The sequence below is a fragment of the Crossiella sp. CA198 genome (assembly GCF_052078295.1).
Classification (GTDB): Bacteria; Actinomycetota; Actinomycetes; order Mycobacteriales; family Pseudonocardiaceae; genus Crossiella.
This window is the reverse complement of sequence record NZ_JBQJIM010000007.1, coordinates 25744-48084: the sequence shown is the minus strand read 5'-3', so window position 1 is coordinate 48084 and position 22341 is coordinate 25744. Positions and strand designations below refer to the sequence as shown.

At 71.3% G+C, this 22341-nt stretch carries 23 protein-coding genes; 12 read left to right on the top strand and 11 right to left on the bottom strand.

The genetic code is table 11. From position 1 onward, the window contains the following. Positions 1-3: 3 nt before the first annotated feature. Complete coding sequence (locus tag ACTOWY_RS13285) at positions 4-456, top strand: cupin domain-containing protein (RefSeq protein ID WP_441309911.1); 453 nt, start codon at positions 4-6, stop codon at positions 454-456. On the opposite strand, the gene ACTOWY_RS13280 is transcribed toward ACTOWY_RS13285, so the two are convergent. Beyond that, positions 447-1586, bottom strand: a complete 1140-nt coding sequence (locus ACTOWY_RS13280) for a GDSL-type esterase/lipase family protein (protein WP_441309910.1) — start codon at positions 1584-1586, stop codon at positions 447-449. The two genes, ACTOWY_RS13285 and ACTOWY_RS13280, sit on opposite strands and share 10 nt — an antisense overlap. 173 nt (positions 1587-1759) lie before the next feature. Between ACTOWY_RS13280 and ACTOWY_RS13275 the strand changes: the two genes are divergently transcribed. The 3 genes from ACTOWY_RS13275 to ACTOWY_RS13265 are packed head-to-tail and all read left to right on the top strand — an operon-like array spanning position 1760 to position 4280. Continuing rightward, a complete protein-coding gene (locus tag ACTOWY_RS13275; protein WP_441309909.1) occupies positions 1760-2176 on the top strand; it encodes a YciI family protein in 417 nt (138 codons plus the stop codon). A gap of 15 nt (positions 2177-2191) precedes the next feature. After that, on the top strand, positions 2192-3466 hold the full coding sequence (locus ACTOWY_RS13270) for an RNA polymerase sigma factor (RefSeq protein ID WP_441309908.1): 1275 nt from the start codon (positions 2192-2194) through the stop codon (positions 3464-3466). A 49-nt stretch (positions 3467-3515) separates the two neighbouring features. Continuing rightward, complete coding sequence (locus ACTOWY_RS13265; RefSeq protein WP_441309907.1) at positions 3516-4280, top strand: class I SAM-dependent methyltransferase; 765 nt, start codon at positions 3516-3518, stop codon at positions 4278-4280. Here the strand turns inward: ACTOWY_RS13265 and ACTOWY_RS13260 are convergent. The 5 genes from ACTOWY_RS13260 to ACTOWY_RS13240 form a co-directional block, all read right to left on the bottom strand. Next, positions 4273-4515: a response regulator transcription factor gene (locus ACTOWY_RS13260; RefSeq protein WP_247763650.1), complete on the bottom strand. Its 243-nt coding sequence runs from the start codon at positions 4513-4515 to the stop codon at positions 4273-4275. The two genes, ACTOWY_RS13265 and ACTOWY_RS13260, sit on opposite strands and share 8 nt — an antisense overlap. Before the next feature lie 606 nt (positions 4516-5121). Further along, a complete protein-coding gene (locus tag ACTOWY_RS13255; RefSeq protein ID WP_441309906.1) occupies positions 5122-6084 on the bottom strand; it encodes a 2-hydroxyacid dehydrogenase in 963 nt (320 codons plus the stop codon). After that, positions 6081-7250 (bottom strand): lactate 2-monooxygenase, encoded by a 1170-nt coding sequence (locus tag ACTOWY_RS13250; RefSeq protein ID WP_441309905.1) that lies wholly within the window; start codon positions 7248-7250, stop codon positions 6081-6083. Before ACTOWY_RS13250 ends, ACTOWY_RS13255 begins: the two co-directional genes overlap by 4 nt. Before the next feature lie 15 nt (positions 7251-7265). Continuing rightward, on the bottom strand, positions 7266-7913 hold the full coding sequence (locus ACTOWY_RS13245; protein WP_441309904.1) for a response regulator: 648 nt from the start codon (positions 7911-7913) through the stop codon (positions 7266-7268). Positions 7914-7927: 14 nt separating this feature from the next. Then, complete coding sequence (locus ACTOWY_RS13240) at positions 7928-9160, bottom strand: sensor histidine kinase (protein WP_441309903.1); 1233 nt, start codon at positions 9158-9160, stop codon at positions 7928-7930. A 77-nt stretch (positions 9161-9237) separates the two neighbouring features. Between ACTOWY_RS13240 and ACTOWY_RS13235 the strand changes: the two genes are divergently transcribed. Together ACTOWY_RS13235 and ACTOWY_RS13230 are read left to right on the top strand one after the other, a co-directional pair. Next, complete coding sequence (locus ACTOWY_RS13235) at positions 9238-9963, top strand: ABC transporter ATP-binding protein (RefSeq protein ID WP_441309902.1); 726 nt, start codon at positions 9238-9240, stop codon at positions 9961-9963. 3 nt (positions 9964-9966) lie between these two features. Continuing rightward, positions 9967-12465, top strand: coding sequence for an ABC transporter permease (locus tag ACTOWY_RS13230; RefSeq protein ID WP_441309901.1), 2499 nt, complete (start codon positions 9967-9969; stop codon positions 12463-12465). 34 nt (positions 12466-12499) lie between these two features. Here the strand turns inward: ACTOWY_RS13230 and ACTOWY_RS13225 are convergent, their stop codons facing one another. Then, positions 12500-13078 carry an HD domain-containing protein gene (locus ACTOWY_RS13225; protein ID WP_441309900.1) on the bottom strand — a complete coding sequence of 193 codons (579 nt, stop codon included), beginning with the start codon at positions 13076-13078 and terminating at the stop codon, positions 12500-12502. A gap of 56 nt (positions 13079-13134) precedes the next feature. Between ACTOWY_RS13225 and ACTOWY_RS13220 the strand changes: the two genes are divergently transcribed. The 4 genes from ACTOWY_RS13220 to ACTOWY_RS13205 are packed head-to-tail and all read left to right on the top strand — an operon-like array spanning position 13135 to position 17152. Next, positions 13135-13821 (top strand): FadR/GntR family transcriptional regulator, encoded by a 687-nt coding sequence (locus ACTOWY_RS13220; protein ID WP_441309899.1) that lies wholly within the window; start codon positions 13135-13137, stop codon positions 13819-13821. Then, a complete protein-coding gene (locus ACTOWY_RS13215) occupies positions 13818-14582 on the top strand; it encodes a creatininase family protein (protein ID WP_441309898.1) in 765 nt (254 codons plus the stop codon). Before ACTOWY_RS13220 ends, ACTOWY_RS13215 begins: the two co-directional genes overlap by 4 nt. Positions 14583-14628: 46 nt before the next feature. Next, positions 14629-15597 (top strand): alpha/beta hydrolase family esterase, encoded by a 969-nt coding sequence (locus ACTOWY_RS13210; RefSeq protein ID WP_441309897.1) that lies wholly within the window; start codon positions 14629-14631, stop codon positions 15595-15597. Between the two features lie 16 nt (positions 15598-15613). After that, positions 15614-17152 (top strand): AbgT family transporter, encoded by a 1539-nt coding sequence (locus tag ACTOWY_RS13205; protein WP_441309896.1) that lies wholly within the window; start codon positions 15614-15616, stop codon positions 17150-17152. Here the strand turns inward: ACTOWY_RS13205 and ACTOWY_RS13200 are convergent. Next, on the bottom strand, positions 17144-17560 hold the full coding sequence (locus ACTOWY_RS13200; protein ID WP_441309895.1) for a nuclear transport factor 2 family protein: 417 nt from the start codon (positions 17558-17560) through the stop codon (positions 17144-17146). The genes ACTOWY_RS13205 and ACTOWY_RS13200 overlap by 9 nt on opposite strands. A 76-nt stretch (positions 17561-17636) precedes the next feature. On the opposite strand from ACTOWY_RS13200, the gene ACTOWY_RS13195 reads away from it, so the two are divergent. Both ACTOWY_RS13195 and ACTOWY_RS13190 read left to right on the top strand, forming a co-directional pair. Beyond that, positions 17637-18077 carry a MarR family winged helix-turn-helix transcriptional regulator gene (locus ACTOWY_RS13195; protein ID WP_441309894.1) on the top strand — a complete coding sequence of 147 codons (441 nt, stop codon included), beginning with the start codon at positions 17637-17639 and terminating at the stop codon, positions 18075-18077. Between the two features lie 428 nt (positions 18078-18505). Further along, a complete protein-coding gene (locus ACTOWY_RS13190; protein WP_441309893.1) occupies positions 18506-19351 on the top strand; it encodes an alpha/beta fold hydrolase in 846 nt (281 codons plus the stop codon). Positions 19352-19364: 13 nt separating this feature from the next. Here ACTOWY_RS13190 and ACTOWY_RS13185 read toward each other — a convergent pair whose 3' ends face one another. The 3 genes from ACTOWY_RS13185 to ACTOWY_RS13175 all read right to left on the bottom strand — a co-directional run bounded on the left by ACTOWY_RS13185 (position 19365) and on the right by ACTOWY_RS13175 (position 22294). Beyond that, positions 19365-20126 carry a dioxygenase family protein gene (locus ACTOWY_RS13185; protein WP_441310174.1) on the bottom strand — a complete coding sequence of 254 codons (762 nt, stop codon included), beginning with the start codon at positions 20124-20126 and terminating at the stop codon, positions 19365-19367. A 5-nt stretch (positions 20127-20131) separates the two neighbouring features. Further along, on the bottom strand, positions 20132-20764 hold the full coding sequence (locus ACTOWY_RS13180) for a GTP cyclohydrolase II (RefSeq protein WP_441309892.1): 633 nt from the start codon (positions 20762-20764) through the stop codon (positions 20132-20134). Positions 20765-20842: 78 nt separating this feature from the next. Then, entirely contained in the window at positions 20843-22294 is a 1452-nt protein-coding gene (locus ACTOWY_RS13175) for a helix-turn-helix domain-containing protein (RefSeq protein WP_441309891.1), read from the bottom strand. Positions 22295-22341: the final 47 nt, after the last annotated feature.

Genomic DNA, 22341 nt, shown 5'->3' with positions numbered 1-22341 from the left:
CAGGTGCTCACTCCGGAACAGATCATCGCGGAACTCGGATTGCAGCCGTTGCCCCTGGAAGGTGGTTTCTGGGCGCAGACCTGGCGGACCGAGGACGGCACCGGCATCTACTACCTGATGAGCGGCGGCGGTTTCTCCGCGCTGCACAGGTTGAAACACCCGGAGGTGTTCAGCTACCACGCCGGTTCACCCGCCCGGATGCTGTTGCTGCATCCCGGCGGCCGGGTCGAGCAGCCGGTGCTCGGCCTGGACCTGGCCGCCGGGCAGCGGCCGCAGGTGGTGGTGCCCGCCGGGGTGTGGCAGGCGAGCGAGCCGATCGGCGACTGGTCGCTGCTGGGCACGTTCATGGCGCCGCCTTACACCGATGAGGTCATCGACTTCCCGGCCGGGGACGAACTCCTCGTCGCCTATCCGGAATTCGCCGGGGAAATCCGGCGGTTGTCACCTCAAGGATGATGGGCCGCCCAGGCCGAGGCGAAGGCGAGTGTGCCGAAGCGGTCGCCGATGCGCTGGTGGGTGGCGGCGTCCGGGTGCAGGTCGTCCGGCAGCGGCAGTTCGGCCAGATCCGCCTCGCCGTACAGCTCGCGGCCGTCCAGGTAGTGCAGGTTCGGGTCCTGCGCGGCCCGCTCGGTGGTGATCCGGGCCAGTTCCTCCCGGACGGTGGTGAGGGTCAGCTTGCCGGGACCGGGTTCGCCGGTGGCCCGGAACTTCAGCTCGCCGCTGATCAGCTCCGGCAGGCAGGGGCCGGGGGTGTGCTCGTGGATCGGGCACAGGATCGGCGAGACCACCAGCAGCGGCGTGTCCGGGTGGCCCTCGCGGATGGTGTCCAGGAACCCGTGCACCGCCGGGCCGAAGGCACGCAGCCGCATCAGGTCGTGGTTGACCAGGTTGATGCCGAGTTTGAGGCTGATCAGCTCCGCCGGGGTGTCCCGGATGGTCCTGGCCACGAACGGGTCGAGCAGCGCGCTGCCGCTGAAGCCCAGGTTGATCAGTTCGACCCGGCCGTGTGCCGCGGCCACCCCCGGCCAGGTGGTGCTGGGACTGGCCGCGTCCGAGCCGTGGCTGATCGAACTGCCGTGATGCAGCCAGGTCCGGCGGCTGCTCACACTGGGCTGCACCGGGGCGTTGGCGCGCAGCGCGACCAGCTCGGTCCGCTCCCGGTGCGGCAGCCAGATCTCCAGGTCCTTCGGCTCCGGTGACAGGCCGGTGATGTGCACGGTGCCGACCGGGCCGGGAATGAGTTCGGCCGCGCCGGTGGCCATGTCCAGGGTCAGCAGATTGCCGCCGGACGCGCTGACCTGGGCCGCGAGGCGACCGTTGACCAGCAGGTCGTACACGCCGTCCGGCCGCGGCGGCGTGCCCTCCCAGGCGAGTTTGGTGCGCAGCACGTCCAGTTCGATCTCGGTGGCCGCGGTGCGGAAGACCAGGCGCACCCCGGAGGGCTGGGACTCGGCCATGGCCAGCTGACCGTCGGTGTTCTGCGCGCGAGCCCTGGCTGGCAGGCGGTGCGGCAGCAGACCGTGCGCGGTGGGTTCGAGGTCCAGCGCGCCGCGGAGCAACTCGGCGGTGATCGGGATGGTGACCATGGGCCCCATCCTCTCCCAGCGGCTTGACGCGCCTGGTCAGCGGGCTCGTCGTAGGCTGCGGAAAAGTTTCTGGAGAAAGTTCGGCGGGTCTGTCGATCCGTGGCCCGAGCCGTTCGACCTAGGAGTGAACGGGCCCGAAAGACGGGCCCTGAGCGACCAGGGAGCACCCGACCATGAAGTACATGCTGATCATGCGGGCCACCGACGAGACCGTCGCCGCGTACCGGGACATCGAATGGTCCGAGATCATGACCTCCATGGGCAAGTACGGCGACGAGCTGATCCGGGCCGGGGTGCTGGTCGCGATGGAGGGCCTGGACGAGAAGGACAGCGTGGTGGTGGATTACTCCGCCGAGCCGCCGGTGGTCACCGACGGGCCGTACGGGGAGACCAAGGAGCTGTTCGGCGGGTTCTGGATCCTCAACGTGGCCTCGCGGGAGGAAGCCGTGGAGTGGGCCCGGCGGGCGCCGATGACCGGGCCAGGGGCCAAGGTCGAGATCCGGCGGGTGGCCTCGATCGACGAATTCCCGCAGGACAACGAGTGGATCCAGAAGGAGCGGGCGTGGCGCGAGGCCGCGGGCCAGCTCTGACCAGGACGACCCGGCATGGCTGATCCGACCGGCCGGGAGGCGGTGGCCGCGGTCTGGCGGATCGAGTCGGCGCGGATCGTCGGTGCGCTCGCCCGCAGCACCGGCGATTTCGCGCTGGCCGAGGACCTCGCCCAGGAAGCCCTGGCCGAGGCGCTGGTGACCTGGCCGCGCGAGGGCGTGCCACGCAACCCGGCGGGCTGGCTGCTCACCGTGGGCAAACGCCGGGCGATCGACAGCTACCGGCGGCGCGCCGCCCTGGACGAGCGCTACGCCGCGCTCGCGCACGACCTCGGCGAGGGCGGGGCGTACGCGGGCACCGCGGTCGAGCAGGGCCAGGACGTGCTGTGGGACCCGGAGCAGATCGACGACGACGTGCTCGCGCTGATGTTCATCTCCTGCCACCCGGTGCTGTCCAGGGAAGCCAGGGTGACGTTGACCCTGCGCGTGGTCGGCGGTCTGACCAGCGACGAGATCGCCAAGGCGTTCCTGGTGCCGACCGCCACCGTGCAGGCCCGGATCACCAGGGCGAAGAAGACCCTCGCCGCGGCCAGGGTGCCCTTCGAGGTGCCGCCCGCGCAGGAGTGGCCCGCGCGGATCGGGTCGGTGCTCACCGTGGTCTACCTGATCTTCACCGAGGGCTCCTCGGCCAGCTCCGGGGAGGACCTGATCCGGTTCGACCTGGCCGGTGAGGCCCAGCGGCTGGCCAGGGTGCTGGCCCGGCTGATGCCACAGGCGCCCGAGGTGCACGGACTGCTGGCCCTCCTGGAACTGACCGCGGCCCGCTTCCCCGCACGCACCGGGCCGGACGGCGAACCGGTGTTGCTGGAGCAGCAGAACCGGCGACGCTGGGACCGGGCCGCAATCCGCCGCGGCCGGGCCGCCCTGGCCCGCGCCGAGCAGGCCGGACGCGGGCTGGGCGCCTACGGGTTGCAGGCCGCGATCGCCGAATGCCACGCCGTGGCCGAGTCGGTGGCGGCCACCGACTGGGAACGGATCGTGCTGCTCTACGAAGCCCTCGGGCAGCTCGCGCCGTCACCGGTGGTCGACCTCAACCGGGCGGCCGCGGTGGCCATGGCCCACGGACCGGCGGCCGCACTGTCCATAGTGGACGACCTGGCCGCGGCTCAGACTCTCGCCCACTCGCACCTGCTGCCCAGCGTGCGCGGTGAACTGCTCAGCCGGTTGGGACGGACCGCGGAGGCCCGTGAGGAACTGAGGCGGGCGATCGAGTTGTGCGGGAACGAACGGGAACGGGCAGTCCTGGCAGGCAAACTCGCCGCGCTCGACTGAGCCGGATTATCGCCTCGCCGATTCCCCGCGCGAATGACAGGCTGCCGGTATGGACCGGAGTTTCGACGACCTGGTGACCGAGGCGGCCGAGGTCTCGGTGGACGGCTGGGACTTCTCCTGGCTCGACGGCCGGGCCAGCGAAGAGCGCCCGTCCTGGGGCTATCAGCGGGCCATGGGCGAGCGGATGGCGGCCGCGCGCACCGCCCTGGACATCCAGACCGGCGGCGGCGAAGTCCTGGCCGGGGTGCCGCGACTCGCCGGGCAGACCTACGCCACCGAATCCTGGGAACCCAACCTGGCCAAGGCCCGGGAATTGCTCGAACCCCGCGGCGCACAGGTGATCCTGGACTCGGACGAACCGCCGCTGCCCTTCGCGGACAACACCTTCGACCTGGTGGTCAGCAGGCATCCGGTGACCACCTGGTGGGCGGAGATCGCCAGGGTGCTGGCGCCCGGCGGGACCTACTTCTCCCAGCAGGTCGGACCGGCCAGCGTGTTCGAGCTGGTGGAGTACTTCCTCGGCCCGCAACCGGAATCAGTGCGCAACGGCCGGAACCCGGAGGACGCCAAGGCCGCGGCGGAGGCCGCCGGACTGGAGGTGCGGGAACTGCGACTGGAAAAACTGCGCACCGAATTCCACGACATCGGCGCGGTCATCTACTTCCTGCGCAAGGTGATCTGGATGGTGCCCGGGTTCACCGTGACCGACTACCTGCCGACCCTGCGGCGGCTGCACGAGCGGATCCGGGAGCAGGGCCCGTTCCTGGCGCACACCACCCGATTCCTGATCGAGGCGGTCAAGCCGGTCAGGTGAGCCAGCCCCGCCGCTGCGCGTGACACCCCAGCTGGAACCGGGTGGTGCAGCCCGCCCGGTCCATCAGGGTGCGGATCCGGCGCAACACCGTGCGCGGGCTGATGCCCAGCTGGCGGGCGATCGACTCGTCCGTGCAGCCGGACCGCATCAGCGACAGCAGGGCCCGCGCCTGGGCGTCCAGCAGGTCCTCGGTCAGCTCCGCCGGACGCGGTGCCTGGCTCGTCTGCAACATCATCTCAGGGCCTCCTCACACCACGGACACAACCGCCCAAATGGTCTATACCAGGGACCGGTCGGGCGTCACCACGTCCTGTGGTGGGGATCTGGCGATCCCGCACAGACCATGCGCCGCAGCTCAGCCCCCGTTCGAACCGCCAGTCTGGCACCAGGTCGACAAGATCGGCAGCGACTGACTTACGGGGAGTTGCGATCTTGCCGGGCACACTTCGTGGTTCATTCGGGCATCAACACGAGTGGATTTGTGGGATATCGGTAAGCGCTTACCGGTCCGGGCGGGCGGAAACCGGGCAGGGGGCCGCCTCTGGCGGACCGGATGGGCCAGGTGACCGAGGCCGGGTGGTCTACGACCGGTGGCGGGGGCGCACCGCGTTTGTCCACTGTGTACCGGGGTGCCCGGATGAGAAAACGTTGTCTCGAACGGGCGTGAAACGGGCATGGTTCACCCGGCGAGCGGGCATGCGGGTACGCCGGATTGGTGCGAGTGCGGGATGGTCAGGGGTTGTTCAGCCGCACCGGTTGCCTGACTTTTCCTTTGCTTGACATCAAAAACCCTTTTGCCCAGCGTGGTCTGGCTGGCGTTGTTGTCCGCTGTAGCGGGCAGTCAGCTCACGATGTCCGCCGGGGTCTGGCCCGCGGCGTAGCGGCGCACGTTGTCCAGGGCCGCGGCGGCGATGCGCAGCATGGACTCCCTGGTGACCCCGCCGGCGTGCGGGGACAGCACCACGTTGGGCGCGCGCAGCAGCGGCAGGTCGGCGGGTGGCGGTTCGGGGTCGAAGACGTCCAGGCCCGCGCCGCCCAGGCGGCCCGCGGTGAGCGCGGCGGCCAAGGCGTCCTGGTCGACCAGCGCGCCGCGGGAGGTGTTGATCAGGATGGCGGTGGGTTTCAGCAGCGCCAGCCGCTCCGCGTTGATGAGGTGGTGGGTGGCCGCGGACAATGGCAGGTGCAGGGAGACGTAGTCGGATCCGGCGAGCAGCTCGTCCAGGGGGCGCTCGGTGATGTCGTAGCGGGCGGCAAGTGCAGGGTCCAGCGGACGGCGGGTGGCGCACAGCAGCCGCAGGTCGAATGCCTTGGCGCGCTTGGCGAGTTCGCGGCCGATGGCGCCGAAGCCGACGATGCCCAGGGTCTTGCCGAAGAGTTCGGTGATGCTGAACTGGAGCCGGGGCAGCGCCCAATCACCCTGGACCAGGGCGTTGTGGCCGGGGATGAGTTGTTTGGCCAGCGCGAGCATCAGGCACAGCGCCTGTTCGGCCACGTCCTGGGCCTCGGCGTCGCTGGAGCCGATGGTGCAAACGGTGATGCCGCGGGCGCGGGCGGCGGCCAGGTCGACGTGGTCGAAGCCGTGGCTGGAGACCTGGAGGAACCGGGCGTTGGCCGCCTGGGCCAGGTGCTCGGCGGTGACCGGGGCCAGCGCGCTGAGGATGATCTCCGCCTCGCGCAGCGCGACCGGGTCGGCCCCGGTCTCCTCCACCGCGGTCAGCTCGAAGCCCGCACCCAGCGCGGCGCCGATCATGCCGCTCAGTTTCACCCCGCCGACGTGCGGGGACAGCACCGCGAGGACCTTCATCGGGTGACCTCCGCGAGCGCGTCCCGGCCGAGTTCGCCGAGGGTGCGGTGGCCGGAGAGGCCGAGGGTGAGTTCGGTGTCGGCCAGGATGGAGCGCAGCACGTGCCGCACGCCCGCCTCGCCGCTGTGCGCGAGCCCGTACACCCACGGCCGCCCCAGCAGCACCGCCTTGGCGCCGAGCGCGATGGCCTTGAGCACGTCGGCGCCGGTGCGCACGCCCGAGTCGAACAGCACGTCCAGGCGGTCCCCGACGGCCTCGGCGATACCGGGCAGCGCGTCCAGGGAGGCGATCGCGCCGTCCACCTGCCGACCGCCGTGGTTGGACACCACGATGCCCTCGATCCCGGCGTCCGCAGCCCGGCGGGCGTCGTCGACGTGCTGGATTCCCTTGAGCACGATCGGCCCGTCCCAGTGCTCGCGCAGGAAGGCGAGCCGGTCCCAGCTCTTGTCCTGCCCGGTGAACAGCCCCACCCAGCGCAGAATCGCCATTTGCGGATCGTCCTCGGGCGATTTCGCCAGCCCGGCCCGGAAAGCGGGGTCGGAGAACGGGATCGCGGTGCCGATGCCACGCAGGAACGGCAGATACGCCTGGTCCAGGTCGGTCGGCCGCCAGGCCAGGGTCCAGGTGTCCAGGGTGACCACCAGCGCGGTGTACCCGGCGGCCTTGGCCCGGCGCAGCAGGCTGGCGCACACCTCGTCGTCGTTGGGCCAGTACAGCTGGTACCAGCGCGGCCCCTCGCCACTGGCCGCGGCGACATCCTCGATGGTGGTGGAGGAGGCGGTGGACAGGATCATCGGCAGGCCCAGCGCGGCGGCGGCGCGGGCGGTGCCCGATTCCGCCTCGGGGTGCACGATCGCCTGCACGCCAACGGGTGCGAGCAGGATCGGCGCGGGCAGCCGCTGGCCGAGCACGGTGGTGCTGAGGTCGCGGTCGGTGGCGTCGCGCAGCATCCGGGGCACCAGGCGCCAGCGGTCGAAGGCCTCCCGGTTGGCCCGCACGGTGGCCCCGGAACCCGCGCCGCCCGCGACGTAGCCGAACGGGCCGGGGTCCAGGAGGCCCTTGGCCATGGTTTCCAGGGTGGTGGGGTCGGTGCTCATCGGCGGCCGGACGTCACCGAGGCCCTGGAGGTAGATCTCGTTCTGGTACTGCCCGTACTGAGCTGGCATGGCCATTCTCCTTACTCAGGCACGCAGGTAGGCGAGCACGGCCTGCACCCGCCGGTGTCCAGCCCCGTCCGTGCTGGGCAGGTCGAGTTTGGTGAAGATGTTGCCGATGTGCTTGTGCACCGCGCCCGCGCTGATCACCAGCATCTCGCCGATGGTGGTGTTGGAGTGGCCCTCGGCCATCAGCGCGAGGACCTCGCGTTCGCGGGCGGTCAGGCTCCGGATCGGGTCGTCGGCGCGGCGGCGGACCAGCAGCTGGGCGACCACCTCGGGGTCCAGCGCGGTGCCGCCGGCGGCGACCCGGTTGAGCGCGTCCAGGAAGTCGGCGACCTTGCCGACCCGTTCCTTGAGCAGGTAGCCGATCCCGCCGCCGGGGCTGGCCAGCAACTCTCCCGCGTAGCTGTCCTCGACGTAGGCCGAGAGCACCAGCACGGCGAGTCCGGGATGTCTGCGCCGGGCCTCGACCGCGGCGCGCAGGCCCTCGTCGGTGAAGGTCGGCGGCAGCCGGACGTCGACCACGGCCACATCCGGCGACTCGGCCGCGATCGCGGCGAGCAGCGCGTCCGGGTGCTCCACCGCGGTGACCACGTCCAAACCCTCGCTGCGCAGCAACAGGGACAGGCCCTCGCGCAGCAGGGCGTCGTCCTCGGCGATCACGATCCGCAACGGGAGGTCCTCTCTCAGGTTCCGGTGGGCAGGCGGACGCCCAGGACGGTGGGGCCGCCCTCGGGACTGGACAGGGTGGTCCGGCCGTCGAAGGCCGCGACCCGGCGGCGGATCCCGGTCAGCCCGGTGCCGTTGGCCTCCTCGGCGCCGCCGTGACCGTCGTCGCGGACCTCGACTACCAGGTGATCTCCTTGCACCGCAAGGGAAACCTGGGCGGACTCGGCGCCGCTGTGCTTGGCCACGTTGGTCAGCGCCTCGGCGATGACGAAGTAGGCCGCCGCCTCCACCGCGGCGGGCAGCCTGCGCAGCCCAGTCACGGTGAGCGTGCACGGGATGGGGCAGCGGGCGACCACCGCGTCCACCGCGCCGTCCAGACCGCGATCGGCCAGCACCGGCGGGTAGATGCTGCGCACCACCTCACGCAACTCGGTGAGCGCGTCGGTGGCCGCGTTCTGCGCGGTGAGCACCGAGGACAGCGCCACCGCCGGGTCCCGGCGCAGCGCGCGTTCCACGATGCCCAGGTGCATGACCACCGCGACCAGGCGGTTCTGCGTGCCGTCGTGCAGATCGCGTTCGATCCGGCGCAACTCGGCGCCGTGCGCCTCCAGCGCGGCGGCCCTGGTCGCGGTCAGTTCGGCGACCCGCTGCACCAGGCTGGCCCGGCCCGGCGCGAGCAGGTTCGGTGCCCAGCGCGCCTCCCAGTCCGCCGCCCTGGGCACCAGGAACCAGGCCAGGGCCGCGGCGAGCAGTCCGCTGCCCGCGCACAACGCGGCGGTGGGCCAGGAGTGCACGTGCACCCCGTAGGAGCCGTCGATCCCGCCGGGCACCGCCCACCAGATCAGCGGCACGACCACCAGGTTCTGCGGCACCGAGACCGGGAGGCCGAAGCCGATCAGGCCCAGCAGCATGCCCGCGGGCAGGTGCACCGCCTGCCACAGCAGGTCCCGGCGGGTGGCCGGGTCGGTGATCACCGTGATGATCTGCTGGGACAGCGGGCCGGACAGCTCGGCGTAGTGGACCGGGATCGGCGTGCCGGTGCGCGCGGCGATCCGGCGGCGGTCCACCGCCACCACCCAGCGCTGCGCCCGCGCCACGGTGGGCAGCAGTGGCAGGGTGACCACGAGCAGCGCGCAGATCAGCAGTCCGGAAAGGACGATGATCCCGGCCATCGCGGTGGCGAAACCGAGTGAGAGGCCGAGCACCGCTCGCCCGAATCGCCGCAGCGCGGCCCGCATCTCGCCTCCCATGGTGGAGCCTGCCCCACCCTTGATCCGGCACTCCGCGGGATGTCGCGGCGCACCCGGGCAAACCTACCGTCGTGGCCATGACAGCAGTACGACTGGACTCGGTCACCAAGGTGTACGGCAACGGTGACAGCTCGACCACCGCGCTGGACCGGGTGAGCCGGTCGATCCCGCGTGGACGGTTCACCGCCGTGATGGGACCGTCCGGTTCGGGCAAGAGCACCTTTCTGCAGTGCGCGGCCGGACTCGACCGGCCCACCTCCGGTTCGGTGCGCCTGGGTGAGACCGAACTGACCGGTCTCAAGGAGACGAAGCTGACCGAGTTGCGCCGGGAGCGCATCGGATTCGTTTTCCAGGGCTACAACCTGTTGCCCGCGCTCAGCGTCACCGACAACATCACCCTGCCGCTGCGGTTCGCCGGGCGCGCCGCGGATCAGGCCTGGCTGGCCGAGATCACCCGCAGGGTCGGCCTGGACGGCCTGCTGCACCGGCGGCCCAACCAGCTCTCCGGTGGTCAGCAGCAGCGGGTGGCGATCGCCCGCGCGCTGGTCACCCGGCCCGAGGTGGTCTTCGCCGACGAGCCCACCGGCGCGCTGGATTCGCGCACCGGCGCCCAGGTGCTGGCCCTGCTCCGCCAGCTGGTGGACGAGCTGGGCCAGACCGTGGTGATGGTCACCCACGACCCGGTGGCCGCCGCGCACGCGCACAGCGTGCTGTTCCTGGCCGACGGCCGGTTCGTGGACGAACTGCTCGCGCCCACCCCGGATCAGGTCGCCGCCCGGATGACCCACCTCGGGGAGTGGTGAGCCGTGTTCTCCTTCGCCTGGAAGACCATTCGCGCCCGCAAGGCCGGGTTCGCCGCGGCGTTCCTGGCCCTGTTCGGCGGCGCGATCCTGCTCACCGCCTGCGGGGTGCTGCTGGAATCGGGGCTGTTCGGCGGGGTCGCCGCGCAGCGCTACTCGGCCGCGCCCGCGGTGCTCGCCGCCGACCGCACGATCACCGTGGAAATGGAAGAGAAGTCCGACAAGAGCGAGGACCTGACCGAGAAGGTCCCGCTGCCCGCCGCGCTGGTCGGTGAAGTGGACCGGATTCCCGGGGTGACCAAGGCGGTCGGCGAGATCAGCTTCCCGGCCACCGTGGTCGGCAGGGACAACCAGGTGCTCCCTGGCGCAGACGGGGGCCGGTCCCTCGGCCACGGCTGGGGCAGCGCAGGCCTGGCCCCGTTCACCCTCAGCAGCGGCGCCGCACCGGGTCCCACCGAGGTGGTCCTCGATGCCGAACTCGCCCAGCGGTCCCGGTTCGCCGTCGGCGACCAGGTGCGGATCATGGTCGACTCGGCCCCGCGTGCCTACCGGGTCAGCGGCATCGCGACACCGTCCGGCCGGGACCGGCTGATCCGCCAGTCCGCGCTGTTCTTCCACGACAACACCGCGAAAACCCTCTCCGGCAGCCCGGACCAGGTGGCCGCGATCGGCGTGTTCGGCCAGGTCGGCGACCTCGACGGCAAGCTGCCACCCGGCGTGCTCGTGCACACCGGACTCGACCGCGGCGAGGCGGAACAGCTCGACGGCGCGCAGTCGAGGTTCGTGCTGATGATGGTCTCCGGCTCGTTCTCCGGCTTCGTGCTGATGATCGTGATCTTCGTGACCGCGAGCACCCTGGCCCTGGTGCTCAACCAGCGCCGCCGCGAACTGGCCCTGCTGCGCGCCATCGCGGCCACCCCACGCCAGGTGCGCAAACTGATCGGCGCGGAAACCCTGCTGGTCTCCGGCGTGGCCGCGCTGCTGGGTGTCGCGCCCGGCCTGTACGTCGCGCACTGGCTGCGGGACTTCTTCGTCACCATCGGCGTCATCTCGCCGGACTTCACCCTGTCCCTCAGCCCGGTGCCCGCCCTGGCCACCGCGCTGCTGTGCGTGGGCGCGGCCCAACTCGCGGCCTGGTCCTCGGCGGGCCGGATGCTGCGGCTCAAGCCGACCGAGGCCCTCGGCGAGGCCGCGGTGGAACCGGCCGCGCTCGGCCGGGGCCGCAAGATCACCGGCGCCGCACTGCTGGCGGTGGCGGGCGCGGGCGTGCTGGCCACCCTGTTCCTGCCCGGCGAACTGGCCATGGTCCCGGCGGGCTCCTCGGTGCTGATCGCGATCATCGGCATCGGCCTGCTCGGCCCGGTGATCACCGGCCTCGCGACCCGGGTGGCCGCGGGCGTGTTCCTGCGGTCGAGGCGGGCGGAGAAGTTCCTGGCCGCGCACAACAGCACCGCCAACTCACGCAGGCTGGCCGCCGCGGTGACCCCGCTGGTGCTCACCATCGGCTTCGCCGTCACCCAGTTCTACAGCGGCACCACGCTGAGCGAGGCCACCCAGCACCAGGCCCGCGCCGCCACCGTGGCCGACTACGTGCTGACCGCCCCGCAGGGCGTGCCGGCCGAGGTGGCCGCCGCGGCCCGCCGCATCCCCGGCGTCACCGCCGCCACCCCGCTGATCGGCACCGAGATCATCGCCGAGGACAAGACCGCCACCGAGGAGCCGCTGTCCAAGTCCAAAGCCTATGGCGTGGAAGGAAACCAGCTCACCGGCACACTGAAGCTGACCGGCGTCACCGGTAACCTGGCCGACCTGCGCGGCGACACTGTGGCCCTGAGCAGCACCGAGGCATCCTGGCTGGGCAAGAAGATCGGCGACCGGGTCGAGCTGTACCTGGGCGACCGCACCAAGGTCACCCCGACCCTCATCGCCACCTTCGACCGCAACCTGGGCTACGGCGACGCGCTGTTCCCCCAGGACGTGCTGCTGCCGCACACCACCGACCGCCTGGCCGACTCCATCCTGGTCGCGAGCAACTCGTCAGTCCACAAAGCACTGTCCGAACTGGCCGGTCAGTACCCCGGCCTCCAGGTGCGCGACAAGGCCGAGCTGACCGTGGCCACCGACGCCCAGCAGGAGGCCAACCTCTGGCTGAACCGCATCCTGCTCGGCGTCATCCTGCTCTACGTGGCCCTCTCCGTGGTCAACAGCCTGGTGACCTCCACCCTGGACCGCCTCGGCGAGGTGCGCCTGCTCCGCCTGCTCGGCGGCACCCGGCGCCAGGTGCTGCGGATGTTCCGGGCCGAATCGGCGCTGGTGGTCTCGATCGCGGTGCTGATCGGCTCCGCGGTGCCGGTGCTGCCCCTGGCCTTCCTCAGCCTCAACCTCACCGGCACCCCGATCCCGGCCGGGCCACCGTGGGTGTACCTGGGCATCGTGGGGGTGTCCGTGCTGATCGGACTGTGCTCGATCCGGCTGCCCGCGCGCAGGCTCAGCCGAGCGGCCTGATCCGCTGACCCGCGGTCGAACCCACGACCGCGGGTCAGCGCACCGGGTAGCGGTTCTGGAAGGCCAGCCGCTCGTCCGCGCCCGCGCCGATCCGGGTCAGTTCCTCGTCCAGGTCCAGGAACACCTGCCACGGCGGCTGCCCCAGCGCCGCCAGCCGCGCCACCACCAGCTGCTCCAGCTCCGGCACCCGCTTGGCCTTCCACACCTTGTCCGCCAGGCTCACCACCAGGTCCGCGAAGGCGATCCCCGGCTGGGTCCAGTCGCCGTGGGTACGCGCGAACCGGGCGAACTCCTCCGGCACGCCGAAGGTCAGCAGCAGCTCGTACCCGGCCTGCTCATGCCGCGAGCCAGGGCCGGACAGCTCCTCGACGTGCTCGGTCTTGCCGATGTCATGGGTGGCCGCGCCGAAGAGCACGGCGGTGCGGTCGAAACCGGCGGCCGGGTGCGCGGCGGTCAGCCAGTCGGCGAGCTGGGCGGCGACCTCGTGTACCAGGCGCAGGTGCGCGGCCAGCCTCGGCGGGGCATCCAGGCTGGTCAGCAGGTCCGCGGCCGGGCCGGGCAGCGGACGGGGGCCGGGGTCGGTCAGCGCGCGGCGCAGCAGGTCACGGGTCATCACTCGACAGTATGAGCCCTCTTGACCCACCTCCGACTAAGTGATTTAGTCACTTTATGAGCCGACGCGAGCAGACGCTGTCCGAGCGACTGGCCGACGACATCGTCGAGATCATTCGCAGTGAGCGGCTGGCGCCCGGCGAGGCGCTGGCCTCCTCCCGCGACCTCGCGCGCAGGCTCGACGTCACCACCCCCACCGTGCGCGAGGCGTTGCGCCGCCTGGAAGCCACCGGCGTGGTCGAGCTGCGGCACGGCTCGGGCACCTACGTCGGGCCCGGCCTGGACCGGCGGCTGCTGGCCAACCCGCACCGCCCGCCGGTGACCAGGGAGTCCATCCTCGAACTGGTCGACGCCCGCCTGGTGCTGGAACCGGCCATCGCCGCCGCGGCGGCCCGCGCCCGGATGCCGGAAGCCCTGGCCGCGCTGGAATCCGCCGCGGACAACGCGTTGCGGCCGCCGGTGAGCGATATCCGGCCCGCCCTGACCTTCCACGTCGCACTGGCCGCGGTGACCGGCAACGGGTTACTGCGGGAAATGGTGGAGGCGTTGCTGCACATGCGGTCCCGGGAGCAGATCGAGATCCGGCACCGCTACCACGATCGAGACCGGGACCACGCCGAGCACCGCGAGATCGTCACCGCGGTCCGGGACGGAGAGGCCGACCTTGCCGAACAACTGGTGCGCGAGCACCTCCAGTCCATCCGCGCGGCAGTCGCCGCCGAGCCGATCGGCGGCCAGGAATGACCAGCCACCGGCTTGGTGAACTGACCACCGAACAGGCCGCGGCCGCGGTCCGGGACAGCCCGGTCGTACTGCTGCCCGCGGGCGCCTTCGAACAGCACGGGCCGGGGCTGCCGATGGCCACCGACCTGATCCGGGCCGAACGGGTGGCCGAGCTGGTCGCGGCCAAACTCGGCGGCCGCGCGGTCATCGGGCCCTCGCTGCCGGTCGGGGTGTCCCCGCACCACCTGGCCTTCGCGGGCACCATCTCCTTGTCCACCACCACCTTCGCCACCCTGGTGCGCGAGTACAGCGACAGTCTGTACCGGCATGGCTGGCGGAAGATCCTGGTGATCACCGGGCACGGCGGCAACAACGCCGCGCTCGGCACGGTCGCCCAGGACTACCTGGCCACCCATCCCGATCTCGAATTCGCCTGGACACCGCTGACCGCACTGGCCGGGCAGGTGGTGGCCGAGATGGGCGTCAGCGAGGTGCACGGGCACAGCGGTGAGGCCGAGACCGCGCAAATGCTGCACCTGGCGCCGGAACTGGTGCGCACCAGCCACCTGCGGCCCGGCACCACCACCCTCGACGAACTCTCCCCCTTGGCTCGACTGTCCCGGAAGGACGGTCATCCCAAGCTCGCACTGCGCTACGACCGGCTCAGCCCCAACGGGGTGCTGGGCGATCCGCGCCGCGCCACCGCGCAGGCCGGTGAGTCCATTGTGGACACTGTGGTGAACCGGATCGTCGGTTACCTCGACGACTGGCTGGCCACCTGATCATCCCGCCCCACCCCTCGTCAGAGCCGACGAAAGGGATAGCGCCATGTCTCGCCTGTCCAGGCTGCGCACCGCAGCCCTGTTGTGCACCGCCGTCGCGGCAATCCTCCCCAGTGTTGCCGGGGCGGCGGCCGGGTCCGAGCCCCCCACTCGGACCACTGTTCCCGGCGGCTGCGGCACACCATCGCCGCAGTCGCCGGGCACCAGCGCCCTGCACCACCTCGACAGCGGCGGCCGGGACCGCACCTACCAGCTACACCTGCCCGCCGACTACGAGTCCACTTCGGACTGGCCGCTGATCCTGGCCTACCATGGCCGCGGCAACACCGGCGCGGGCACCGAGGAGTTCTCCAAACTGTCCACCCTGCCCGCGGTCGTGGTCTACCCCAACGGGGTCATCGGCACCGGCGAGGGCGACCGCCAGGCCTGGCAGGGCGCGCCCTACGCCGCTCCCGGCGTGGACGACGTGGCCTTCACCAAGGACCTCCTGGACTCGCTGAAGTCCACGCTGTGCCTGGACATGCGGCGGGTCTACGCCACCGGCAAGTCCAACGGCAGCGGGTTCATCGGCATCCTGGCCTGCACCATGGCCGACCGGATCACCGCCATCGCGCCGATCGCGGGCGCCTTCTACCCCAACGGGATCAACTGCAAGCCGTCCCGGCCGGTGCCGGTGATCGACTTCCACGGCACCGCCGACGTGACCATCCCCTACACCGGCGACGAGGACCGCGGTTTGCCGCCGATCCAGAGCTGGGTCAAGCAGTGGGCCAATCGCGACAAGTGCACGCAAACGTTGCCAGCACAGCAGATCGGCAGCGATGTCACCGTCACCGGCTGGACCCGGTGCAAGGACGGGGTCGAGGTGAAGCACGTCGCGGTGACCGGTGGCGGGCACACCTGGCCCGGCGCCGACAGCTACAGCGGTGGCGGCGTGACCACCCAGACCATCGAGGCGCACGAGGTGCTGTGGAACTTCGTCCGCCAGTACCGCCTGCCCCGACTCCCCTGCTGACCCCCGGGATCCCGACATGACCAACTCCCCTGCCACCGAGACACCCAAGCTGCCCAGGGTGCTCCGCCTGCTGGCCGTGATCGAACGCGCGGGCAACGCGCTGCCGCACCCGTTCTGGCTGTTCTGGCTGTTGTCCTTGCTGCTGGGCGTGATCAGCGCGGTGCTGGCCGGGTTCGGCGTGTCCGTGGTCTCGCCCAGCAACGGCAAGACCGTCACCGTGCGGAACCTGTTCAGCGGTGACGGCCTGGCCATGGCACTGTCCACAATGGTGGAGAACTTCGCCAAGTTCCCGCCGATGGCCACCATCGTGGTGGTGATCATGGGTGTGGCGGTGGCCGAACGCAGCGGATTCCTGGGCACGCTGATGAAGGTCGGCGTGTCCAGGGTGCCCGCCTCCTGGGTGGTCTTCGCGGTCGCCTTCGCAGGCACCGTGGCGCACGTGGCCTCCGCGGCCGCCTACATCATCCTGGTCCCGTTGGGCGGCCTGGCTTTCCGCGCGGTCGGCAAATCGCCGATCCTGGGCATCGTGGTGGCCTACACCGCCATCGCCTCCGGTTATGACGCCAGCCCGGTGCCCACTCCCAACGACGCGATCTTCGCCGGGATCACCACCGCGGCGGCCCGGCTGATCAGCCCGGAGATCACGGTTTCCCCGCTGAGCAACTGGTTCTTCAACATCGCCTCCTCGCTGCTGCTGGCCCTGGTGATCACCCTGGTCACCAAGCTGGTGCTGAACAAGCGCACCGACCTGGACCCCGATCCGGACGCCGACCTGACCGACATCGGCGATCTGGTTGTCGCCCAACGGGAACGCCTGGCCCTGCGCTGGTCCCTGGCCACCCTGGTGCTCTCCCTGGGTGTGCTGGCCGCCATCACCCTGCCGAGCTGGTCCCCGTTGCGGGGCAAGGGCGGCAGCATCATCGACTCGCCGCTGCTGGACGGCATCGCCGCGGTGGTCGCGCTGTTGTTCGGCGTGGTCGGCATCGTCTACGGCGTCACCGCCGGGACCATCCGCAAGGCAGGCGACGTGCCGAAGCTGATGGTCGAGGGCATCAAGCAGATGGCCCCGGTGCTGGTGCTGTTCTTCGCCATCGCCCAGTTCCTGGCCTACTTCGAGTGGACCAAACTCGGTGATGTGCTCGCGGTGAACGCGGCCGAGGTCTTCCGCAACAGCGGACTACCCATCCCGGTGATCTTCCTGCTGGTGCTGGTGCTGCTGACCCTGGTCAACGTGATGGTCACCAGCGGCTCGGCGATGTGGTCGATCGCGGCCCCGGTGCTGGTGCCGATGCTGATGCTGGTGCACATCTCCCCGGAGACCACCCAGGCGTTGTTCCGCATCGCCGACTCCGGGTCCACCGCGATCACCCCGATGAGCCCGTACTTCATCATGGCGCTCGGGTTCATGCAGCGGTACCGCAAGAACGCGGGCATCGGCACCCTGGCTTCTTACACGCTGCCGCTGGCGGTGGCGATGACCTTGAGCTGGACGCTGCTGTTCCTGGCCTGGTGGGGCCTGGGCATCCCGTGGGGGCCGGGCGCGCCGTCACGCTGACGGCAACTCGCCGATGATCCACTCCAGCCGGATCTCCGAGGTGGTCAGCCGCCACCCCGCCGGCCTGCGCGCCGCCGTGTAGCCGACGCGCAGGCCGGAGCCGCGGTGCGGCGGCTGACCCGGCTGGTAGAAGTGCACCATCTGGTTGGCGTGCACCACCGCCGCATCCCCGGCCACCTCGATCAGCACATCGGTGAACAAGTGCTGGCACCGCTCCCCCTGGTCCGAGCCCTGGACGAACTCGACCACCCGCGCCAGCCCGCGGAACTCCCCGCGCGGACTCCGCACCAGCACATCCTCGTCGTAGATCGCCGCCGGATCGCCGCCCTGCCCGTCCAGCCAGCGCCCCAGCCTGGTCAGCAGATCGGCGATCTCGTTGCGGTCCAACAACTTCCCCAGGTCGTTCATGATCCCTCATTTCGTTGGTGAGACCAACGCTAACACAGAACGTTGGTGACGCCAACGATCCTGCTAGGCTGCGCCCATGTCCGAGGCCCCGCACCGGCTGAGCAGCCGCCCCAGCTACCTGCTGACCCAGACCGCCACGCACGCCCGGCGGCTGGTCACCGAGGCGTTCACCGCCGCGGGCGCCCGCGGCTACCAGTACCGCCTGCTGGCCACCCTGCACGAGTTCGGCCCGGCCAGTCAGGCCGAACTGGGCCGCCGCGGCAACATGGACCGCAGCGACGTGGTCGGCACCCTCAACGAACTCGTCGCCCAGGGCCACGCCGAACGCACCCCGGACCCGGCCGACGGCCGCCGCAACATCATCCACCTCACCCCCGCGGGCGAGGCCAGGCTACGCCGCCTGGACGCCACCCTGGACGCGGCGCAGGACCAGCTCACCGCGCCGCTGTCCGCGGCCGAACGCACCCAGCTGGTCGGCCTGCTGACCCGGCTGCTCGCCCACCACACCCAGGACTGACGCCCCGGCGATCAACGACCACGCCGCACCAGCCCACCACATCAACCGCCCCGCTCCGCCAGCCCCCGCGCCACCCTTGTCACCGGTCGCTCCGGCTCACGTCTGCCTGGCTCACGTCTGCCTGGCCCACGTCATCCCGGCCCGCGTCATCCCGGCCCACGTCATCCCGGCCCACGTGATCCCGGCCCGCGTCTTCCCCGCCCCGCCCGCCGCTTCCTCTGCGGAACGCTTTTCGCGCCGAAAAGGTTGCCTTCCGCCCCGGACCATCTCACCAACCGCAGGTCACCGCCCCGCACCAGGCCGATCCGCTGCAGCTTCCCGGCCGCCGGCCCGCCTCAACATCCGCGCCACCCCCTGCTCTCCGCAGCTGCCCACCACCCCGGCCAAAACCCGCACAACCGGCTCCACCAGCGATTATCCTGCCGATCATGCCAACCTTCCTCGCCCCCGACGGCACCAAGCTGACCTACCACGTCGAGGGCGCCGGCGCGCCGCTGATCTGCCTGCCCGGTGGCCCGATGGTCGCCTCCGGCTACCTCGGCGACCTGGCAGGCCTGACCGCGCACCGCACCCTGATCCGCCTGGACCTGCGCGGCACCGGCGACTCCGCCATCCCGGCCGAGCACGCCAGCTACCGCTGCGACCACCAGGTCGCCGACGTCGAGGCTCTGCGCGTGCACCTCGGCCTGGAGCGGATGGACGTGCTCGCGCACTCCGCGGGCGGCGACCTCAGCTTGTCCTACGCGGGTGCGTACCCGGAGCGGATCTCCGCGCTGGTGCTGCTCAACGGGCGGGCCCGCGCGGTCGGCATTGAGTTCCCGCAGTCCGACCGGGACGAGGCCATCGCGCTGCGCACCGGCGAACCCTGGTACCCCGAGGCCATCGCCGCCCTGGACAAGATCCGCGCGGGCGAGGCGAGCCCGGAGCTGTGGGCCAAGCTCCAGCCGTTCACCTACCGGCACTGGAACGCGGACAGTCAGACCGACGCCGAGTACTGCGACACCCACCGCAACAACGAGGCGGCCGCCGCCTACGCGGGCGAGGGCGCGTTCGACCCGGAGGCCACCCGCGCCGGACTCGGCCTGCTGACCGCCCCGGTGCTGCTGATCTCCGGCAGCCTGGACACCGGACCTCGGCCCAAGGTGGTCGAGTCGATGGTCCCGCTGTTCCGCGACGCCACTCACGTCGAGCTGCCGCAGGTCTCGCACGTCCCGTGGCTGGACGACCCGGAAGCCTTCCGCGACACCGTGATCCCGTTCCTCACCACCGCCTGACCAAGATCACCTCCTAACCGAGTTGCGTTGATCGTTTGGCCAGCCCGTACCAGAACCCGTCGATCACCGTGCGCTGTCCCGCCAGTTCGTCCAGACCCGCGCCCAGGGTGACGAACAGCGGGGCGAAGTGCTCGGTGCGCGGGTGGGCCAGCCGGGCGGCCGGGGCCTTGTGCTCGAAGTCCAGCAACGCGTCCAGGTCCCCCGTGGCCAGCGCCCGAGCGCCCCAGTCGTCGAACTCGGTCATCACCGACTGGGGCACTCCGGTGGTCATCGCGCGCAGGTTGTGCGTGAAGAACCCGCTGCCGACGATCAGCACGCCCTCCTCCCGCAGTGGCGCGAGTCTGCGGCCCACCTCCAGCAGCCGCCGCGGGTCCAGCGCGGGCAGGGACACCTGCAGCACCGGGATGTCCGCGTCCGGGTACATCTCCACCAGCGGCACGTACGCGCCGTGGTCCAGGCCCCGGTCCGGCACGTGCTGCACCGGGGTTCCGGGGCCGCGCAACAACTTGGTGACCTGCTCGGCGAGTTCCGGCGCGCCCGGCGCCGGGTAGGTCACCTGGTAGAAGCGCTGCTCGAAGCCGGTGAAGTCATAGACCAGCGGCACCGTGGTGGTGGCGCCCAGCGCAAGCGGGGCCTCCTCCCAGTGCGCGGAGACCATCAGGATCGCCTTGGGGCGCGGCAGGTTCGCCGACCAGCCGGCCAGTTCTTTGGTCCACTGTGGATCGTCGGCGAGCATCGGCGCGCCGTGCGAGAGGTAGAGCGCGGGCATTCTCATCGCGGTCACACCGCCAATCCGTGCAGGGCGATGGTGTGCCCGGTGTGGTCGACCTTGGCCCGCAGGTAACGCAGGTTGGTCTCGGTGGCGAACACGCCGGTGGGCGCGGTGTGCCGGATCCGCACGCCCAGCGCGCGCAGCTGTCCGGCCTTGTCCGGGTTGTTGGACAACAGGTCCACCTCGCCCAGGCCGAGCGCGTGCAGCATCTGCGCGGCCGGGGTGTAGTCCCGGTCGTCCTCGGGCAGGCCCAGCGCGGTGTTGGCCGCGTAGGTGTCCAGGCCCGCCTCCTGCAGCGCGTAGGCGTCCAGCTTGTTGTACAGGCCGATGCCGCGACCCTCCTGACGCAGATAGAGCAGCACGCCGCCGCGTGCCTCGATCCGCTCGACCGCCTCGCGCAGCTGCGGTCCGCAGTCGCAGCGGGCCGAACCGAACACATCGCCGGTCAGGCACTCCGAATGCAGGCGCACCAACGGATCCGGCGTGCGGACCGGGTCGCCGAAGACCAGCGCCAGGTGCTCCAGGCCGTCGACGAGGCCGCGGAAGGTCACCGCGGTCGCGGTCACCGAGAAGCCGTCGCCGAAGCGCAACGGGATCCGCACCCTGGTGCGTACCGTGGCCTGGGGCCGGGGCTGTGCCATGGGAACCTCCGAGCAGGTGGTTCAAACTCTAACTATCTTGGACCCTACGCTCCATTTCAAATTTGAACAACTAGTTTTTCAGCAGCCCTCGACCAGGGCCAGTTCGGCCTCGACATAGCGTGCGGTCTCCCACAGCATCCGCGTCAGCAGCTCCGGCCGGGCCGCGCCCACGCCGGGGAACAGGGTCAGCGCGAGCGGCGCCGCCCCGCCCACCGGCACGGCAAGGCAGCGCAGCCCGCCGGGTAACTCGGTGTCCAGCCGGTCCCATTCCCCACCGCGCAGGGCCCGGCCCAGCTCAGAGCCCTCGGCGGGCAGCCGCGAGCCCACGGCGAGATCCAGCCGGACCACCCGCCCGGTGCCCACCACCGCGACACAACGCAGGTCAGGACCGTCCAGCAGCAACGCGGCCACCGGCGTACCGGCCGCCGCGGCCAGCTGGGCGATCCGCGGCTGCACCACCTCGGGCTGGGTGAGCGCGGACAGCTTGGCGTAGCCCAGGTCGAGCACCGCGGGCAGCAGCCGGTACACGCCCTCGTCCTCGGTGGCGTAGCCGTTCTCGTGCAGGGTCAGCAGCGCGCGCCGGGCGGTGGCCCTGGTCAGCCCGGCGATCCTGGCGGCGCCGGCCACGGTCAGCCCGCCCGCGCGGAAGGCGGCGAGCACAGCCAGGCCGCGGGCCAGCGCCGCCAGGAACTCCATGCCCAGCTCGTTCTTGGCCGAGGGCACCGCGGCGGTCGGCAGTTCGACCGGCGGCTCCGGCTGGGCGAGCACGGCCTCCATCTCCCGCACCGCCGCCCGCAACGGCGGCAGCACCCTGGCCCGGAGGCTGTCCGGAGTGTGCCTGCTGGTGTGGCTGAGCACGCTGACCGCGCCCAGCTGACCGCGCCCGCGCACCGGCACCGCCAGGGCGAGCAGCCCGGGTTCCACCCACTCCTCGTCCAGACACCAGCCCGCCTTCCAGGCCCGGTGCACCCGCAGGTGGAACTGGCGCAGCCGGTCGAAGGGCTCCTCCCGCAGCGGCGGCACCGCGGGATAGCCGTGGTCGAGCGGGTCCGCGGCCCTGGCCTGCGACCACTCGTAGTACTGCTCGGCCTCCCAGCCCGCGGCCAGCACCACACCCGCCGCGGACCGGTCGGCCGGCAGCAGACCGCCGACGTGGAAGGCGAGGTACATCGCCCGCCGCCGCGCGGACTGGGCCACCAGCCGCGCGCCGCCGACATCGGGCACGGCCAGCGACACCGACTCGTCCAGTTCGGCGGCGAGCCTGGCCAGCAGTGGTCGCAGCGGCTCGACCAGGCCAGAGCCCGCCAGGTAGGCGTTGCCGAAGATCAGTAACCGGGGCGTGGGCAGCAGGTCGGGACCTTCGGCGCGCAGCAGGCCCAGGTGCAGCAGGGTGGTCGCGATCCGGTCGACGGTGGACCGCGGCAGCCCGGTCAGCCGGACCAGGTCGGCCCGGCGCAGCCTGACTCCCTGATGCGCGCCGATCGCGCGCAGCACCGCGAGTCCGCGTGCCAATGGCCCGTTCTCCGGCACGGTCCGTCCCTTCTCGCCGATGGCTGTTGACGGTTCAGCTTGCGCCC